Source organism: Rhodococcus sp. P4_F3_2, assembly GCF_056401335.1.
Window position 1 is genome coordinate 112,529 of sequence record NZ_JBFUJN010000026.1, and the last position, 17,471, is coordinate 129,999.

The 17,471-nt window shown below is 63.2% G+C and carries 18 protein-coding genes; 6 read left to right on the forward strand and 12 right to left on the reverse strand.

What is annotated here, in order from left to right:
- Positions 1 to 21: 21 nt before the first annotated feature.
- A complete protein-coding gene (locus AC1DWA_RS24545) occupies positions 22 to 915 on the reverse strand; it encodes a hypothetical protein (protein ID WP_477847347.1) in 894 nt (297 codons plus the stop codon).
- Positions 916 to 1,069: 154 nt separating this feature from the next.
- Here AC1DWA_RS24545 and AC1DWA_RS24550 point away from each other — a divergent pair, with 154 nt between their 5' ends.
- Both AC1DWA_RS24550 and AC1DWA_RS24555 read left to right on the forward strand, forming a co-directional pair.
- Positions 1,070 to 2,077: a daunorubicin resistance protein DrrA family ABC transporter ATP-binding protein gene (locus tag AC1DWA_RS24550; RefSeq protein WP_003941960.1), complete on the forward strand. Its 1,008-nt coding sequence runs from the start codon at positions 1,070 to 1,072 to the stop codon at positions 2,075 to 2,077.
- Positions 2,074 to 2,901, forward strand: coding sequence for an ABC transporter permease (locus tag AC1DWA_RS24555; RefSeq protein WP_003941848.1), 828 nt, complete (start codon positions 2,074 to 2,076; stop codon positions 2,899 to 2,901). The genes AC1DWA_RS24550 and AC1DWA_RS24555 overlap by 4 nt, the downstream gene beginning before the upstream one ends.
- A gap of 21 nt (positions 2,902 to 2,922) precedes the next feature.
- Here AC1DWA_RS24555 and AC1DWA_RS24560 read toward each other — a convergent pair whose 3' ends face one another.
- Positions 2,923 to 6,171 (reverse strand): AfsR/SARP family transcriptional regulator, encoded by a 3,249-nt coding sequence (locus AC1DWA_RS24560; protein ID WP_477917139.1) that lies wholly within the window; start codon positions 6,169 to 6,171, stop codon positions 2,923 to 2,925.
- Positions 6,172 to 6,220: 49 nt separating this feature from the next.
- Between AC1DWA_RS24560 and AC1DWA_RS24565 the strand changes: the two genes are divergently transcribed.
- Positions 6,221 to 7,090 carry a 1,4-dihydroxy-2-naphthoate polyprenyltransferase gene (locus AC1DWA_RS24565; protein ID WP_019744341.1) on the forward strand — a complete coding sequence of 290 codons (870 nt, stop codon included), beginning with the start codon at positions 6,221 to 6,223 and terminating at the stop codon, positions 7,088 to 7,090.
- Between the two features lie 12 nt (positions 7,091 to 7,102).
- On the opposite strand, the gene AC1DWA_RS24570 is transcribed toward AC1DWA_RS24565, so the two are convergent.
- From AC1DWA_RS24570 to AC1DWA_RS24585, 4 genes are read right to left on the reverse strand one after another with little or no spacing between them, the layout of a single operon-like run.
- A complete protein-coding gene (locus tag AC1DWA_RS24570; RefSeq protein WP_003941998.1) occupies positions 7,103 to 7,483 on the reverse strand; it encodes a phage holin family protein in 381 nt (126 codons plus the stop codon).
- 49 nt (positions 7,484 to 7,532) lie between these two features.
- Positions 7,533 to 8,099, reverse strand: coding sequence for a Clp protease N-terminal domain-containing protein (locus AC1DWA_RS24575; RefSeq protein ID WP_182261704.1), 567 nt, complete (start codon positions 8,097 to 8,099; stop codon positions 7,533 to 7,535).
- 5 nt (positions 8,100 to 8,104) lie between these two features.
- A complete protein-coding gene (locus AC1DWA_RS24580; RefSeq protein WP_003941869.1) occupies positions 8,105 to 8,356 on the reverse strand; it encodes a helix-turn-helix domain-containing protein in 252 nt (83 codons plus the stop codon).
- Positions 8,357 to 8,410: 54 nt separating this feature from the next.
- Positions 8,411 to 9,148: a lysophospholipid acyltransferase family protein gene (locus AC1DWA_RS24585; protein ID WP_003941959.1), complete on the reverse strand. Its 738-nt coding sequence runs from the start codon at positions 9,146 to 9,148 to the stop codon at positions 8,411 to 8,413.
- Positions 9,149 to 9,270: 122 nt separating this feature from the next.
- Between AC1DWA_RS24585 and AC1DWA_RS24590 the strand changes: the two genes are divergently transcribed.
- Entirely contained in the window at positions 9,271 to 9,894 is a 624-nt protein-coding gene (locus AC1DWA_RS24590; RefSeq protein WP_477847340.1) for a GNAT family N-acetyltransferase, read from the forward strand.
- On the opposite strand, the gene cds1 is transcribed toward AC1DWA_RS24590, so the two are convergent.
- Positions 9,792 to 10,895 carry an L-cysteine desulfhydrase Cds1 gene (gene cds1 / locus AC1DWA_RS24595; protein WP_019744346.1) on the reverse strand — a complete coding sequence of 368 codons (1,104 nt, stop codon included), beginning with the start codon at positions 10,893 to 10,895 and terminating at the stop codon, positions 9,792 to 9,794. The genes AC1DWA_RS24590 and cds1 overlap by 103 nt on opposite strands.
- Positions 10,892 to 11,278 (reverse strand): DUF4229 domain-containing protein, encoded by a 387-nt coding sequence (locus tag AC1DWA_RS24600; protein WP_019744347.1) that lies wholly within the window; start codon positions 11,276 to 11,278, stop codon positions 10,892 to 10,894. Before AC1DWA_RS24600 ends, cds1 begins: the two co-directional genes overlap by 4 nt.
- A 291-nt stretch (positions 11,279 to 11,569) precedes the next feature.
- Between AC1DWA_RS24600 and AC1DWA_RS24605 the strand changes: the two genes are divergently transcribed.
- On the forward strand, positions 11,570 to 11,782 hold the full coding sequence (locus AC1DWA_RS24605; RefSeq protein WP_003942029.1) for a BldC family transcriptional regulator: 213 nt from the start codon (positions 11,570 to 11,572) through the stop codon (positions 11,780 to 11,782).
- Between the two features lie 164 nt (positions 11,783 to 11,946).
- A complete protein-coding gene (locus AC1DWA_RS24610) occupies positions 11,947 to 12,153 on the forward strand; it encodes a hypothetical protein (protein WP_019744349.1) in 207 nt (68 codons plus the stop codon).
- A gap of 25 nt (positions 12,154 to 12,178) precedes the next feature.
- On the opposite strand, the gene AC1DWA_RS24615 is transcribed toward AC1DWA_RS24610, so the two are convergent.
- From AC1DWA_RS24615 to AC1DWA_RS24630, 4 genes are all read right to left on the reverse strand, one after another.
- A complete protein-coding gene (locus tag AC1DWA_RS24615) occupies positions 12,179 to 13,858 on the reverse strand; it encodes a MinD/ParA family ATP-binding protein (protein WP_080909970.1) in 1,680 nt (559 codons plus the stop codon).
- A 142-nt stretch (positions 13,859 to 14,000) separates the two neighbouring features.
- Positions 14,001 to 14,963, reverse strand: a complete 963-nt coding sequence (gene ccsB / locus AC1DWA_RS24620) for a c-type cytochrome biogenesis protein CcsB (protein WP_021333940.1) — start codon at positions 14,961 to 14,963, stop codon at positions 14,001 to 14,003.
- On the reverse strand, positions 14,960 to 16,624 hold the full coding sequence (resB, locus tag AC1DWA_RS24625; RefSeq protein ID WP_021333939.1) for a cytochrome c biogenesis protein ResB: 1,665 nt from the start codon (positions 16,622 to 16,624) through the stop codon (positions 14,960 to 14,962). Before resB ends, ccsB begins: the two co-directional genes overlap by 4 nt.
- A complete protein-coding gene (locus AC1DWA_RS24630; RefSeq protein WP_003941906.1) occupies positions 16,621 to 17,469 on the reverse strand; it encodes a cytochrome c biogenesis CcdA family protein in 849 nt (282 codons plus the stop codon). The genes resB and AC1DWA_RS24630 overlap by 4 nt, the downstream gene beginning before the upstream one ends.
- Positions 17,470 to 17,471: the final 2 nt, after the last annotated feature.

Here is a 17,471-nt window from a genome sequence, read left to right on the forward strand (position 1 = left end):
ATCAGCGCCGCGGCTGCACAATCAGCGCGCGGCTCCGCGGAGGCAAGCCCGCTCGAACCTTTCGCGGACACGTTCGAAGTCGCGAAGATCCGCCCATACCCACCGGAACACCTCGAACCCCGCGTCCCGGATCGCGTCCTCCCGCAGTTTCTCGCGCTCTACCGCCCTCCCCGGATTGTCGCCGCGATACTTGACCATCCCGTCGAACTCGCCCACCACACCGTGCTCTTTCCAGAAGAAATCGACTCTCCCGATGAACCTGCCACCGTGACGGATCTCGTGCTGCAGGGTCGGCATCGGCCAACCGTCGTCGCGCATGCGTACCCGGCTGATGGACTCCCCCGGACTCTCGGCACCTGGTTCGATGAACATCGCCGCCACTCGAGCGCGACTCATTCCCAGCCGTCCGCGCGCATGATCGAGCGAAGCGTCGACGTTCTCACGCCTCATCCCACGTCGCAGGGCGCAATCACCGATCACCACGGCGGTCTCGAACGGCGTCGTCCGTGCGAGGTCGACGAACGTTCGCGCAAGCGACGTGGTTGCGACGCCGTCGATCAGCACGACCTCCTCGGCCGGGACCACTGCCGGATGAAGATGCAAGGTTTGACTCTTCCGCCCACCCGAGCACCGGTTACGCGTCATGTGCACGGTGCCCAATCGCAATCCGCCGCAATCCAATCCGTGCATGACCGCTGCCGAAGCGTGGCTCACGATTGCGCCTGGTCCACAGCTTTCGGTGGCTACCATGACAGCGCAGCGGTGGCGTGCTCTCGCATCGAGTTCGCGGAAGTGATCGGCGCGCATGTAGATCCCCGCTGCGATTCGGTGCAGCTCGCCGCGCCTGACCGCTCGCTGCAACTGCGCGTCGCTGGTGCCGTCGCGGTGAGCCTGTGCCCGCGTGAGAATCTCCATGCAGCGAGCGTGATGCCGCCGCGCCCGCACACCGACAAGCAAGATCCGTCTGGGGATTGTTTGCCGGTTGTGGAGCACCGACCTCGCGCGCTGTGCAAGTAACCGCAAGTTCCACGCAAGGTCCATGCAAGATCGATCTGCCAAGCTTCATCCCATGAACCACACAGCTTCGCCTCTTGCCATCGAGGCCGACGGACTCGTCAAGAAGTTCGGCGAGCACCGCGCGGTCGACGGCGTCAGCCTCACCGTCCCCACCGGCTCGGTGTTCGGCGTCCTCGGGCCGAACGGCGCCGGCAAGACCACCACCGTCCGCATGCTCGCCACCCTCCTTCGCCCCGACGGCGGTGAGGCGCGCATCTTCGGTCACGACGTCAGCCGTGAACCCACCGCGGTCCGCTCCCTGATCGGCGTCACCGGGCAGTACGCCTCCGTCGACGAGGATCTGACCGCGACCGAGAACCTCGTGATCTTCTCCCGGTTGCTCGGCCTGAGCCGCCGCGATGCGCGCACCAAGTCCCTCGAACTCCTCGAGGAGTTCGATCTGGTCGAGGCCGCAACCAAGCCGCTGAAGAACTTCTCCGGTGGTATGCGTCGGCGCCTGGATCTGGCGGCCAGCCTGATCGCCCGCCCGCCGCTGCTGTTCCTCGACGAACCCACCACCGGTCTGGATCCGCGCACCCGCGCCCAGATGTGGGTGACCATTCGGCGACTCGTCGCCGAGGGCTCGACGGTGTTGCTCACCACGCAGTACCTCGACGAGGCCGATCAGTTGGCCGATCGCATCGCGGTGATCGACCGCGGTCGCGTGATCGCCAACGGCACCGCCGACGAACTCAAGGCTTCGGTAGGGATCTCCTCCCTCCAGCTCAAGTTGGTCGACCGTGACCGAACCGAGGAAGCTCGCTCGCTCATTGCGGCTGCGCTCAGCGTCGAGGTGGGAGTCACCCCCGAAGTCGGTCGGATCACCGCACCGCTCAGCGACCCGTCGATCACAGCGGACCTGTTGATCCGTCTGCGTGAGCAAGGAATTGCCGTCGACGAGATCAACGTACAGAAACCCAGCCTGGACGAAGTGTTCCTGACCATTACCGGGCACCAGCCCGAAGACGGTGGACGCAACGACGCCCAGTCCGACAACGACTCCGATCGGAGCGTCGCATGACAACCACCCTCACCAAACCCCGGTCGCCGATAGCCCAGCCGGACGCCGCACCCCGCCGCATCAGCCTGCAGCAGAGCTTCGCGAACACGTTCACGATGGCGTACCGCGGAATTCTCAAGATCAAGCACAACCCCGAGCAACTATTCGACGTCGTCATCCAGCCGATCATCTTCACGTTGATGTTCACGTACATCTTCGGCGGCGCGATCGCCGGTGACGTGACGGCATATCTGCCGACGATCATCCCCGGCATCCTCGTCCAGACCGTCATCACCGGTTCCATCGTCACGGGCACTCAGCTTCGTGAGGACATGGACAAGGGCGTGTTCGACCGCTTCAAATCCCTTCCCATCGCTCGTATCGCCCCGCTGTCCGGCGCATTGCTCGCCGACGTCGTGCGCTACGGCATCGCCACGACCATCACGTTCATCGTCGGTTTCGCGATGGGATACCGCCCCGCAGGCGGCGTGGTCGGCATTCTGTCTGCCGCGATCCTGGTCATGGTGTGCGCGTTCTCCATCAGCTGGATCTTCGCCCTCATGGGCGTGCTGATGAACAAAGCGTCTACGGTGCAGGGTGTTTCGATGCTCGTGCTGTTCCCGCTGACGTTCCTGTCGAATGCGTTCGTCGATCCTGCCACCATGCCGAGTTGGCTTCAGAAGTTCGTGAACGTCAATCCGGTCTCACACTTGGTGACCGCGGTTCGCGAGCTGGCCAACGACGGTCACTTCGGTATCCACGTCGTGTGGTCGTTGGTCGGCGCCGCGGTGATCGTTGCCGTCATGGCGCCCCTGACCGTGCGGATGTACATGCGCAAGACATAAGTCCCGCAACATCGTCCAGCTCTAATCCAGCACCGGTCCGCGAAGCGCAGCCAACACTGCTTCGCGGACCGCTCTGCGTGAGTAACCCGATACCTTCTCGGTTTCCACAGACCACTTGTCGGCTCCGACTACACCAACCGCGAATTCGGAGAGGCGCGCATGGTGGAGCGAGACGAAGTCCTGTCTCCCCGGCATTTTCAACGACAGAGCCATCAGTTCGACCCCTCGATCGATGTTGCCCGCGACAAGATCGAACGACCCGATCGCCGACGCCAAGGAACCCGCGAGCGGCAGGTCCGCATAACCCTTGGGATCGAACTTGAGAGCACTCGAATCCTTCATCTGCAGAACACGATTTGCCACGAGTTCATGTCGGCCGTGAACGACGTGAGCACACACGGCCGCAGCACCGAGCAGAACGACGAAGGGATCACCGAAGATGTTCTCGATCGCAGAGCCCAACAACTCCAGTGCTTCTCGATACCTGGCCAACCCTTCGTCGATTCGGCCGTCGGCGAGATCCGCCTCGGCGATGCTCGCTATGAGCGCCGCGCGCCGTTGATCGGTTTCGATGGCACCGGTCCCACCCGAGTGCGCCAAGGCCGGGCGTGCCCGATCGAGAAGTGTTCGCCCGCCGGCGGTGTCACCGGATGCGATCATTGCTCCGGCTTGAAAGCAGATGAGCTGCATCGCCTCGTCACGTGCACCGAGGCGTTCCATCGACGCCGCCGCAATCGCGTAGAACTCGATGGCCTCGCCATATCGCGCGGATTGGCTGTGGACCGACCCGACATGCTGGGCCGCCATCGCAAGGCCCCACTCGTCACCGGCATTGGTCGCGTAGTCGAACAACGCTTCCCCGTCCAGCAAAGCGCCCCGCAGATCCCCGATGTTCTCGCGCATATTCGAACGCGCGGACAGCGCAGCCATTCGGGTCTCGGGGTCGGAACTGCGAACGCCTTCCGCAACCAAACGCGCAAGTCTGTGGTTGGCGATCCCACTCGTGGTCAGCTTGATCAGAAATGCGAACAACGGACCGAGATCATCGCGATCACGCAACAGCTTTCGAAGACGAACCCGCGCGCGGGCATGGTTTCGATCGGTCTCCGCGAAAAACAGATGCATCGCCACCAGAATGAACGTCGCGCCCACCAATTCTGCATTTACATCGCGTAGATCGTTGTCCGCGGTCGCCCCGACGATCTTCGACGCCCAGTTCGAGACTTCCGAATTCGATCCTCGTAYGGCCCACAGAATCGCGAGGACAGGAAAGACGTTGGCTACGGTCACCGCGTCGCCGCGCTCGACAGCCCAGCGAAGAACAGCGAGAAGGTTGTCGTGCTCGGCGTCGAGGTCGGCAATCAGGCGCAACTGATCCGTGCGTGCACGCACGACGGCGTCCTCTGCGATCGCGATTGCCCAGACATCCAGGCGCCGGATCACTTCCGGCCCCTCTCCGGACGCGGCGAGCTGCTCCTCGCCGTATTCGCGGACCGTCTCGAGCATGTAGTACCGAAGCTCACCCTGCCCGTCGCTGACGGAAAGAAGTGACTGATTGACCAGCGCTTCGACAGCGCCGGCCACATCGTTCAACTGTCCCCACCCGGCAACGGCCTGCGCCGAGGAAAGAGTGAAACCTGCCGGGAATCGGCACAACCGACGCAGCGCAATCTGATCCCCGCTGCCCAACAGATTCCAGCTCCAGTCGATCACCGCGTGCAGAGTTCGATGCCGATCTGGAGACGTCGGATCATCGGAGCGCAACAATGCGAACCGATCTCGCAGTCTCGAACCGATTTCGTCGACGCTCATCGTCCGGACCCGGGCAGCCGCGAGTTCGATCGCCAACGGGAGTCCGTCGAGCGTCGTACACAGCTTGACGACCGCGTCGACGTCCAGATGAACGGACGGCCGCACCGCACGGGCTCTCGCCGAGAAGAGTTCGACTGCCGAGCCGGTTCCGTCGTCGATCGCCAACGGCGGCAACGGGTACACCGCCTCGGCACTGATCATGAGCGGCGAACGACTGGTGGTCAGTACCGTCAGCTGACGACCGGCCGCGATCATCTCGGCCACGATCTCCGAGCACGCGCCGATCACGTGCTCACAATTGTCGAGGATGAGCAACATCGGGCCGGCGGACAGCGCCTCTTTGAGTCGCTCTCGCGCCGAATGCGTCCGGCCGACGGTCAATTTGCCTGGCGCCAGATCGGATTCGCTGATTCCGAGGGTGCCGCCGATGGCCGCGATGACATCTTCGCTGCTGCGCAACGACGCCAACTCCACGAGTACCACCGCGACGCCAGGCTGGTTCACGGATCCGCGTAGGCCCAATTCGTGTGCGAGACGGGTTTTTCCGGCGCCACCGGGTCCGAGAATGGTGACCACACGTGAGCGAGCCAGCAAGGATTCGATCTGGTCGATGTCGCTGTCGCGACCGAGCAAGGTGTTGGGGGCGGCGCGTAGACCGATCGCCCGCGCAGCTCGCGGTGTTGCCGCAGGTGCCCCGAGAAGTTCCGTGTTCAGAGTCACCAGTGCGGGTGACGGATCAGCGCCCAGGCGATTGGCGAGGTGGTTGCGGAACTCCGCGAACACTTCGAGTGCCTCGTTGACTCGGCCGGCTCCGGCGAGCGCACGCATCAACGCTTCGGCCGCTGTGTCGTCGAACGGGCTCGACAGATGGCGTCCGCGCACCAGTGGAATGGCGGCCGCGTACTCCCCCAACGTGAGCAACGCGTCGATCTGCGCGGACTCCAGTTCGTCGTACACGCGGCCCGCGTCGAGCGCCAGACGATCTGCGACGTCGCCGACCACGTCGCTCCCGGGGGTACCGCGCCACAGGCGCAGCGCCGCGGTCGTGACGGCGAGTGCCTCGGACGCGTCAGCGCCGCCGGCGCGCAGACGACGGACGGCGTCCGCTGCCCGGGCCAGGTCGACACGCTCCCGAGCGAGAGTGAGCCGGTATCCGGCCGCCGTGACTTCGAGCGCCCCGTCCGGAAGTGCAGATCGCAGGCGCGAGACCTGAGTGTGGAGGGCGTTCATCGGTGAGCGCGGCGGCTCCAGCCCCCAGACGTCGTCGATCAGGCTCTGCGCGGTACGTGGCTCACCCGGATTGCGAGCCAGCGCAACCAGCAGAGTTCGAGCTCGCGGACCCGGCAACGGAACCAGACGATCGCCCACTTTGGTCGAAATGGGTCCGAGCAAGGCAATGTCTGCCGGGTCTTCGCCCGACTGCGCGTACCTGGCGCGCTCACTCACGTCTCGAGTCATGTGCTGATCCACCGCGTTCGATCGTATTGCACAGTGCAAAGATCGTTGTATGGCAACAGCTGCTCAATGGATCGAAGGCGCGAGGCCGCGCACACTCCCGAACGCGATTGCGCCCGTGCTGGTCGGCACCGGAGCCGCGGCGTCCCTGGACCTCGCAGTGTGGTGGAAGGCGCTCCTGGCACTGATCGTCTCCTTGGCCTTGATCGTCGGGGTGAATTTCGCGAACGACTACTCCGACGGAATCCGCGGAACGGACGACGACCGCGTCGGGCCACTGCGCTTGGTCGGATCGAAGTTGGTCAGTCCCGGAGCTGTGAAGGCCGCAGCGATCAGCTGCTTCACCGTTGCCGCGGTAGCCGGGTTCGTTCTGGCGGCGACCACAGCCTGGTGGCTGGTTGCGGTCGGYGTGTTCTGCATCATCGGTGCCTGGTTCTACACCGGCGGCAAGAAGCCGTACGGATACAGCGGGTTCGGCGAGATCGCCGTGTTCATCTTCTTCGGGCTGATCGCAGTGCTGGGAACTCAATTCGTACAGGCCGAACGGGTGGATCTGGCCGGGCTGGCCGGCGCGATCGCCATCGGTTCATTCTCGAGCGCGGTGCTCGTTGCCAACAATCTTCGAGACATCCCGACCGACACCGAGTCCGGAAAGATCACTCTCGCAGTCCGGCTCGGCGACGCGAAGACCCGCACGCTGCACGTGATCCTGCTGGCCGTCCCGTTCGTCGCGACCTTGCTGCTGATCCTGCGTACTCCGTGGGCCCTGCTCGGATTGCTGGCGTTGCCACTGGCAATCCGAGCCAACGCCCCGCTGCGTTCAGGGGGCCAGGGAATGGCTCTGATCCCCGCGTTGCGCGACACCGGACTCGCCATGCTCGTCTGGGGTGCCGCGACCGCAGTTGCGCTCAGTCTCGCCTGAACGTCGACGTACTCAACGGTTGTCGGGGACGAACGCGCTGAGCAGAAAGTTCACGATCGAGATGATCAGCGCGCCCCAGACTGCCGTCCAGAAGCCGTCGACCGTCAAGCCGTAGGACGTACCGGACGAGATCCACGCCGTCAGCATCAGCATCAGGGCGTTGATCACCAGCGTGAACAGTCCGAGGGTCAGGATGAGCAGCGGTAGTGAGAGAAGCTGCACTACCGGCTTGATGAAGGCGTTGACCACCGTGAAGATCAAAGCGATCACCGCGATCACGAGAACCGTGCCCCAGGTGCCGTTGTCGTGGTTGGCGATCGTGATGCCGGTGACCCACGCCGACGCCAGCCAGATGGCTATGCCGTTGATGATGAGACGTGCCAGAAATGTCATGTCTGAATGCTGGCACATCCCGCCCCGTGCATGCGGAGCCGTGCCGAATCTAGGCGGCGCGATTCATCTTCGCTTCCAAGCGCTCACGGATCACCGACATCGTGACCTGCGTTTCGAGGGCCTGACGGGTAGGCCCGTCGGCGACACGCAGGATGCCGAGCAGGATGTGTTCGGCACCGATTCGATTGTCCTTGTGCGCGAGCGCTTCACGAAGCGAGAGTTCCAACACCTTCTTGGAGTCCTTCTCGAATCGTGAACGAGGAAACCCGAATCGGCCTTTCCGCGAAGTATCGACACCGTCCGGCACGGACGTCTCGTCCAGCACACCTTCACCGAACGACTGCTCGAGGCTTTCCCGAACCGCATCGAGATCGATGCCGATCGACTTGAGTATCTCGGCGTCGTCGTCGAGATTGTTCGAGCTACCTTCGTTCGATCCGGCGCCGGCGTGGTGGATCACGTCGAGGGAGACACCGGACTCGGTGAGCACCTCGGTGGCGATGCCCCGATCAGAGGTGAGCAGCGCGGTCAGAAGTTCCATCGGCGTGACCGGACCGGATCCGGCGACAGCATCGACAACGACGCCACGAGCCTGTGCGGAGAACCTTTCGAACATGGCAATTACCTGCCCTTCTCGCGCAGTGAACGCAGCATCGATTCCGACTGCGCGGACGCGTATTTCTTGTGGACGGCTTGACGGCTGACCTCGAGAGCTTCCGCGATCGCCTGCCAGGACCATCCGTGACGGCGCGCGTTGGCGACCTGAATGGCCTCGAGTTTTTCGAGTAGACGACGCAGCGCTCGAACAGCACGCAATCCCTCGGTGGGATCCGGGCTACCGGCGGCAGCAGCGAGAGAGGTTGCTTCGGTCATGATGTCAATTTAGGTTGACAACCGGAATCTGTCAACCAAAATTGACAGGCACGCCTAGTATCCGGCGACGGCTCCGTTCACTGCCACCTGCAAGTCGGCCTGCACAGTTCGGGCGATATCCATCGGTTTGTCCGGAAGTTCGGTCACCGGCATTCCGACAAAGACACTCGCAGCCTTGACGTCGCCGGCCACCGGACCGTAATTGATKCCGATCGACACCAGGGCCGGTGAGCATCCCAACTTCTCGGCGCGCGCGACGATGTGGCCGATTCCGCTGTTGACGTGCTGCAGCCGCGTCGGATCTTCGGTGTTGCACGTCCCTTCCGGGAAAATCGCCAGACAGTCCCCGTTGCCCAGCCGCTCGGCCGCGACGTCCATCATCACTCGGCCGGCATCCGAAACTGCACGGAGGCCGTAGTTCTTGCTGCGAAAAACCGGGATGCTGCCCATCATGTCGACCTTCTTGCGCTGTGAAGGATCAACGAAGAGTTCGTCTTTGGCGAGGACCCGTGTCCGTCCGATCACTCGACGCAACGGAGTACGCCACGCGGTCGCGGCGAGCGTGAACTGGTCGCTCTCGGTCAGATGATTGACTGCCACGACCAACTGCGTCTTACGTTCCAGCAGAGTCTTCAGCGCGGCTTCCGCACCCGGCGCGTACCTCACTCGCGGGCGGTACTTCAGCGCCAACGCGGCATAAGCGAGCTTCGCCACAAATCGGTTCTGCTGATGACTGCGGTAGTACTCGTACACAGCCTCGTAATTGTCGAGTGAAACTTCAGGATTGCCCATGATCCGCCCTCGCTGGAGAAGTGCCCCTTGACCAAACGATACACAACCTACGGTTGCGTAGGTTTGCGTTACAGAAGGCGTAGCGCTGGGAGAAACTCCGCTCTCGAGGTAAAACGGTTTCTGTGATCCGCTCGGCCACATCCACCGACCTACCCGCACTGCAACAGATCGAGATCGCCGCGGGCGAACCGTTCCGAGACATCGGGATGGACGCCATCGCAGACGATCCACCGCCGACGCTCGACGAGTTGAACGATTTTCTCGCAGCCGAGCACATCTGGGTTCAGACCGACGCAAACGACGTACCCGTTGCGTACGCGCTCGTCGAGATCGTGGACGGCGGTGCACATATCGAACAGGTTTCCGTTCACCCCGATCATGCCCGCAAAGGCCTCGGAGCTCAGCTGATCGACGCCGTCACCGAATGGGCGGCGGACCATCACCACGATCTCGTGACTCTGACGACGTTCGTCGACGTTCCGTGGAACGCGCCGTACTACGAGCGACTCGGGTTCGTGCGCCTGGCCGAGAACACGCTCTCTCCCGGTCTGATACGCATCAGAACGGACGAGCAGTCGTCCGGGCTGGACGCCTGGCCGCGCGTGACGATGAGCCGCCCGTCACACGGTCCGTCGCCGGCCATTCAGGAACTGGCGGTCCACGCACCGGAACGTACGAACTCGTCCAACACTGCCGTCGGACCGAGCAGGTCGATCCCTTCCGACGCCACCCATTCGTCGTTGTAGTACGTGCCCGAGTAACGCTCTCCGCCGTCGCACAGCAGCGTGACGACGCTGCCGCTGCGCCCGGCTGCCATCATCTCGGCAATCAACGCAAAAGCTCCCCACAGGTTCGTCCCCGTCGAGCCACCTACTTTGCGCCCCAGGGCTGTGCTGGCGTGCCGTGCGGCCGCGATCGAGCCTGCGTCCGGCACCTTGATCATTCGGTCGACCACCTGACCGACAAACGACGGTTCGACGCGCGGGCGGCCGATGCCCTCGATCCGGGAACCCCGTGTACCGACGATCGACGGATCGCTCGCTCGCCACGCGTCGAAGAACACGGAGTGCTCCGGATCTACCACGCACAGCCCCGTGTCGAATTTCCGATAGCGAAGAAAGCGGCCGATCGTGGCGCCGGTTCCGCCCGTCCCGGCTCCGACGACCACCCAGTCGGGAATCGGATGTTCCTCGTGCTCGAGCTGAGTGAAGATCGATTCGGCGATGTTGTTGTTTCCACGCCAGTCCGTCGCGCGCTCGGCGTGGGTGAACTGGTCCATGTAGTGACCGTTCAACTCACTCGCGAGCCGATGCGATTCCGAGTAGATCGAGGACGGATCGCTCACGAAATGACAACGTCCACCCTGCGCCTCGATCAGTGCGATCTTGGCGGGACTCGTGCTCGCGGGCATCACCGCGACAAAATCCAGGCCGAGCAACTTCGCGAAATACGCCTCGCTGACAGCCGTCGAACCGGACGACGCTTCGATGACGGTGGTCTCTTCGGTAACCCAGCCGTTGCAGATCGCGTAGAGGAAAAGCGACCGTGCGAGTCGATGCTTGAGACTTCCCGTGATGTGGGTCGACTCGTCCTTCAGATAGAGCTGGACGGTCCAGTTACTCGGCAGCGGATAGCGCAGTAGGTGAGTGTCCGCGCTGCGTTGCGCGTCGGCTTCGATCAGCCGCACCGCGTTGTCGACCCACTGGCGCGAGGTCCGACGGTCGACGTCGAGCGACTCCGTGGTCACCGCCCGTCTCCGCGCAGCTTGGAGCGAAGATCGTCACGATCGGACCGACGCTGGGCGTCGACCGCCGCAATGCCCGCATTGACACGCTTGCGCAGTTTCGCGAAGAGCAGCAGCGACAGCGGCAGCGCGATCAGAACTGCGAACAGTGCCGCGACGATCAAAGGAACGTCGGTGCCGGCGAGCTTTCCACCACCGATGATGACGGCACCGATCACGACGACAAGCAGCAGCCGAGCGACCGAGTACAGCACCACGTCGCGGGCCAGTTGACCCTTGGTCACCGGCCCGGCAGCCGACTTTGCTTGCCCAGAGTTTGCGGAGGGTTTACTGGCCTTGACCGGCTCAGAAGGAACATTTTCGGGGTTTTCAGACAACTGACTCACCCTCTCAGGTTACCCATTCCGAATACGGGTGGGACTGAGCCCGCTATATCCATTTTGTCCTTTACTTAAACATTACCTTATCTTGAAAGATCGACTACCCGGCTATATCTGTGCAAACATTGCGCTACCACTCAGAAAACGGTCGAATGTGAGCGAAGGACTTCGAAACAAACTCGACGCAGGTTTTTGGCAACTGGTCGACACAACGGTTCGGAACCAAAGTTCGGAATCACTGCTCGGTTCGGAATCACTGTTCGTCAAACGTTCGACATCAACATGGAGGACCTCACAATGAGCGCACCAACCTTCAATACCGCCGCAGACGCACTCATGACGCCCGGACAGGTAGCGGCATTGTTTCATGTCGATCCCAAGACCGTGACCCGCTGGGCACACGCAGGACGACTGGGCTCGCTTCGCACACCAGGAGGACATCGTCGATTCCGTGAGACCGAGGTCATGCAGCTTCTGCGCTCGCTGACCACCGAAGCGGACAACAACTGAGCAACTTTCGCTCACGTCGAAGTACTTGTAGTACCCGACAGATCTTGCAGTACCCGACAGATACAGCACTAGCGCACTGAGCCGAAACGCTTGTCCGCACCACTTCTGGTGAAGCGGGCCGGAGACTGAGTAGGCTCGACTTCAGTTCCCTGAGGAGGTGCGCCGTGTTGTATCTGTTGGCGTTGGTGGGTTTGGTGACATTGATCGTTCTGATGTGGAAGGCGTTCGGGCCCGATCCGTCGACGCGTACCCCGGTGAGCGGCGTACGCGGGCCGGACGACGATCCCGAATTCCTGTGGAATGTGAACCAGCAAACACGACGCAAGCGCACGGAAGGGCCGGACGTACCGCCGACTGACACGTCGACGTAGCGTCCGGGCTCACCCGGCTATCCGATTACCGCCCCGGCAACGCGAACGGGGAGGCCGGAAAGTCCTGCGCAACCACCGCAGCCAACTCCAGCACCGCTTCCCGAGTACCTGGACGCAGCCGGTCCAGATCGATTTCGGCGCCCTCTTCCAAATGCGGATCGAACGGAATCAGTCTCACCGCTCGACAGCGCTGCTCGAAATGCTCGACGACCCGGGGCAGATCAACCTTGCCCGAGCGAGGCCGTACCGCGTTGATGACGGCTACGGACGTGGCGACCAGCCTGCTGTAACCGTGAGCGTCGAGCCAATCAAGTGTCGCGGAGGCGCTACGTGCACCGTCGACAGATCCGGAACTGACGACGATCAACGAATCTGCACCTTCGAGAATGGCCTGCATCGCCGAGTGCATCAATCCGGTGCCGCAGTCGGTCAGAACTATGCTGTAGAACTTCTCGAGCATGTCGACCGTGCGCGTGTAGTCCCCACCGCTGAAGGCCTCTGAAACTGCTGGATCGCTGTCGGATGCAAGCACTTCGAGCCGGTGGCGATTCTGCGATGTGTAGCCACGGACGTCGCTGTACTTCTCGATGCTGTTCTCGTCGCGCAGCAGGTTTCGCACTGTTGCCGGAGTTTCGAGCGGGATCTTCTGGCTCAGCGTTCCCCGGTCGGGGTTTGCATCGACAGCGACGACGCGATCGCCGCGGATCGAGCCGAACATCGACCCCAGTGTCGCAGTGGTCGTGGTCTTTCCGACGCCGCCTTTGAGACTGAGCACTGCAACCTTGTAGCAGCCCTGCAGCGGCTGGTTGATCTGGCGCGTCAACTCGACGAGGTGCTGCTCCTTTGCACCGTTTCCGAGGTTCACCGATCGGCCGGACAACGTGTACAGCGCCTTACGCCAGCCACCCACCGGGGCAGGCCGGACAGGCCGCTTGACGAGGAGCGCAGCCGAGAGATCTTGCGCAGTCATCGGGAGAGCCGACTCGAAGCGACTGTCCGGAGCCGAGTTGAATCCGGTCTGCGGCATCGGAGCGCGAGTAGGTGGCGCTGTCGGCGGGGCCATCGGCATGGCCAACCCATTCGGCACGGCCTGACCATTTTGCAGGGCGTGGCCGTTCTGCACCGGCGCAGCGCCGGGGTGCCCGAACTGCCGAATCACGGGATTGGGCGGATGCACGCCGGGCGCAAAAGGCGCCTGCGGGTGCTGGAGCGGTCTCGCGGATCCATGCGCGGTCGGACTGGGCTGCGAATTCTGGACAGGCTGCGGATTCTGGACAGGCAGCGGATTCTGGACAGGCTGCGAATTCTGGGCAGGCTGCGGAGCTCCAGTTCGCGAATCCGGAACCGACCCTGCACGATTCGTAGGTTCGTAGGTCTGCATCGGCATCGCGGGCGAGGTCGAGAACTGGCCGTTGATCGGGCCGGGCTGTGCTGCCGGATACTGGATGACCGGCGTCTTGGGACCTGGTACCGGCGCCGCTGGGGTCGTCGTCGGCGGCGGAGCGGCAGGTGCACTGGGCGCCTGGCCGGCGACTTGCTGGAGCGGGCCGGAGTCGACCGGGGCCACGAAGAGACTGCGAACATCACTGGGAACCGAGTCGGATGACGGCTCGGGCGCGGATGTGCGCAGCTCGCGCCGCGTCGGCTCGGCAGGACGCACCGGCTCCCACAATCCTGCTCCGGCGTCTTCGATCTTGTCGGCCATCTCGCAGTTCCCCCTCGTCGATCCCGCAGCTACCAGACAGCTAGTAGTTCACCAAGCTGCATCGTAGCTGGCGCCGCCCCTGACTTACCCACCGGTAATACCTACAGACCGGTCGGCAGCCACCCACGGTACCTCGAGAGGATCAGTTGAGTCCCGCGTAGGAGTGCAAGCCGGACACGACCATGTTGATGATGAAGAGATTGAACAGCATCGCAACGAATCCGGCGATGTTGATCCAGGCAGCCTTCGTCTCCCGCCAACCAGACGTTGCCCTCGCATGCAGGTAGGCCGCGTAGATCACCCAGGCGATGAAGGACATCGTCTCTTTGGGGTCCCAACCCCAGAAGCGTCCCCATGCAGCTTCCGCCCAGATCGCACCGAGGATCACACCTGCGCCGAACAGCGGAAATGCGATGATCGTGCTCTTGTATGCCAAGCGGTCGAGCGTCTGGGCGTCCGGCAGTCGCTCCGCGATCCGGCCGCCGATGCTCGTGCCTTCGTCACCGGGCGGGAACTTCAGTCGCAACAGGAACAGGAGGCTGGCGATACCGCCGATCATGAAGATGCCGGAGCCGACGCTGACGATCGTCACGTGAATCGGCAGCCAGTACGAGCGCAGCGCCGGAACCACGGGAGCCGCGTCGGCGTAGAGAACCGTGCCGGCGAGGAACATCAAGATCAGAACCGGTACCAGCAGGAAGACCCACATCGGACGGTACGCCGGCTTGATCAGCAGGACGTGCCCGACCAGCAACGACGCCGCACACGCCATCGCCACGAATTCGTACATGTTGCCGAGTGGGAATCGTTCCGTCGCAAATCCGCGGAGCACGATCGAAGCGAAGATCAGTACTGTTCCGACAACCAAGACAGCTCGGCCCATTCCGCCGAATCGCTCCGAGAGCGACTTGGTCGGAGTCTCCGCGACCCGGCCAGGCACGGACGCGTCGACTCCACCGGCAGAGACCAGTTCCTTGTCCTGAACCGCCTTGGCTCTGGCCGACGCGTACTGCACGATGAGCAGCACAAACGCCAGCACAAGCACGGTGAAGGCGGACTTGAAGGCCCAGTCGCTGTACTGCGCGAGTGTCTCGTTGGTTGTCATCGGGCGTTCTCCTGCGCGTGCGGTTGGTTCACCGCGGTGGTCGGATTGCTTTTCAGCAAGCGGTCGGCGAGGCGGTCGAACTCGTCGCCCCAGCCTGCGTGGTCGGTGCGGGCAAGCCCACCAAGTTCTACTACAGTACGTCGTTCGTCATCTGGATAGATACGTGCCCAGACGCGGCGACGCTTGATCACGAGCGAGACGAGTAGCCCCGCCATCATCGTCAACGCTGAAACCAGTACCCACACCTGAGCGGGATCGTGGGAGACCTGCAGGTTGACGAAGTCGACGGCACCATCGAATCGCACCTGAGTTCCGTCGGCAAGCGTCGCGCTCTCACCCGGGAACAGATTGACTCGATCCTGCTTGACCAGCCGGCCCTGATTGATCAGTTCGGTGTTGAGTTCGAACAGCGATTGCGGGTTACCGGTATCGAGTCCGGTATCACCCTTGTAGATGTCGATGGCGACTGCCGGATCGTTCATCGCCGGGTAACTCGACGACAGCAGGTTGCCGTGGAACAGCGCTGTGGGCGCGAACAATCCTTCGATGGCAATCTGGTTCTTCCGGCGCTCGTCCGTATCGGGATACATGCCGCCCGGCGGGTCGAAACGCATCGCGCCACTACTCAGGAACGTCGTGGCGTCGTCCGGACGCCACTGGAGCGTCTCGGTGCGGGTCTCACCGTTCGGGAACGTGACGGTGAATGTCGGCGCGTATCCGTGTCCCTGCAGGTACACACGATCGCCGGCGATCCGCAGCGGGTGGTTCACCTGGATGGTCGTGTCCCGCCAGGTATCGGACTCGAGGTCGTCGCCTGCCTGGTACGAGATGTCCGAGGTGAACATCTCCGCCTGACCGGTCTCGAGGTAGTCGGCCTGGAAATTCTTCACACGGACACACAGCGGAGTCATGCCGGTGCCGTCGAGGCTCAGGCCCGCGACGAACGAGTCGAACACTGCCGGCGAAGTCGTGCAGAATCCGGGGCCGTCGTTGGCGATGACGATGCGATTGCCCTCGTAGCCGAACAACTTGCCCGCGGCAATCGCGATCAACAATCCGACCAGGGACAGGTGGAACACGAGGTTGCCGAATTCGCGGAGGTATCCCTTCTCCGCCGAGATGGTGATCTCGCCTTCGCGTCGTGATTTCGTATCGCCGCGACGCGTTTCGACGCGCCACCCACGCAGTTCTTTCGACACCCGGGCAGCAAGTTCGTCGGGAGTCTCGCCGTCGACGACGCTCTTGGTGTGGTGCGGCAGGCGAGCAAGATTGCGCGGCGCATTCACCGGACGGGTGCGCAGCGCCTTCGCGTGCTCCACGCAACGCGGCAGGATGCAGCCGACCAGCGAGATGAAGAGCAAAGCGTAGATCGCGGTGAACCAGAAGCTGCTGAACACGTCGAACAGTTCGAGGCGGTCCATCCACGGACCGAGCGTCGGACGCGCGGCGATGTAGTCGGCGACCTTGCCCTCGTTGAGGGTTCGTTGTGGCAGCAGGGCGCCGGGGATCGCCGCGAGTGCGAGGAGGAACAGCAGAACCAGCGCGGTCCGCATCGAGGTCAGGCCGCGCCAGGTGTTGCGCCCGAGTGCAACGACTCGACCGATCACCGACTGCTTCGGCAGCACGGGTGTCGGGTTGTCGTTATTGTCGTCAGCTGTCATATCGGCAGCGTCACCTCCGAGATAAATGCGTCGCGAACCCAGCCGACGAACTGGTCCCACGCGCCTGTGACGAGGGCGATTCCCACTGCCACCAACATGATTCCGCCGAAAATTTGAATGGTGCGTGCATTACGACGCAACCAGCCGACGCCGGTCAGCGCACGCGCCGATCCCAGCGCCAAGATGATGAACGGCAGGCCGAGTCCGATGCAGTACGCGACGATCAAGGTGACACCGCGCGCGGCGGTCATCCCGTCGGTTCCCGCGGCTACGGACATCACGCCTGCCAATGTCGGCCCGAGGCATGGCGTCCACCCCAGCGCGAACACTCCCCCGAGCAGCGGCGCCCCCACCAGCGACGACACACGACGCGGTTCGAAACGGACGTCTTTCTGCAGCGCCGGGATCAGTCCGATGAACACCAGACCCATCGCGATCGTGACCACACCGCCCACGCGCATCAGGACCTCGCGGTTGACGAGCAGAGTCGAGATCACGCCGAACACCGACGCGGTCGCGAGAACGAAGACGACGGTGAAGCCGGCGACGAACAGTCCGGCCGCACCGGCCACCCTCAGGCGACTGCTCCGGGTGATCGTCCGGGTCCTCGCCTCGTCCGCGGTGATCGCGGGGGCGTCGGCGCCGACGACGCCGGCCAGGTAGGACAGGTAGCCGGGAACGAGCGGCACGACGCACGGTGAAGCGAACGACACCAGACCGGCGAGCACACAGGCGCCGAGGGCCAGCAGAAGCGGACCGGACGACGCCGCGTTCTGAAACGCTTCGCCCACACCGGCACTCAGTGTGTCGCTGCCTGCCAGCAGCGTGGTGGTCGTGGTTGTCATCT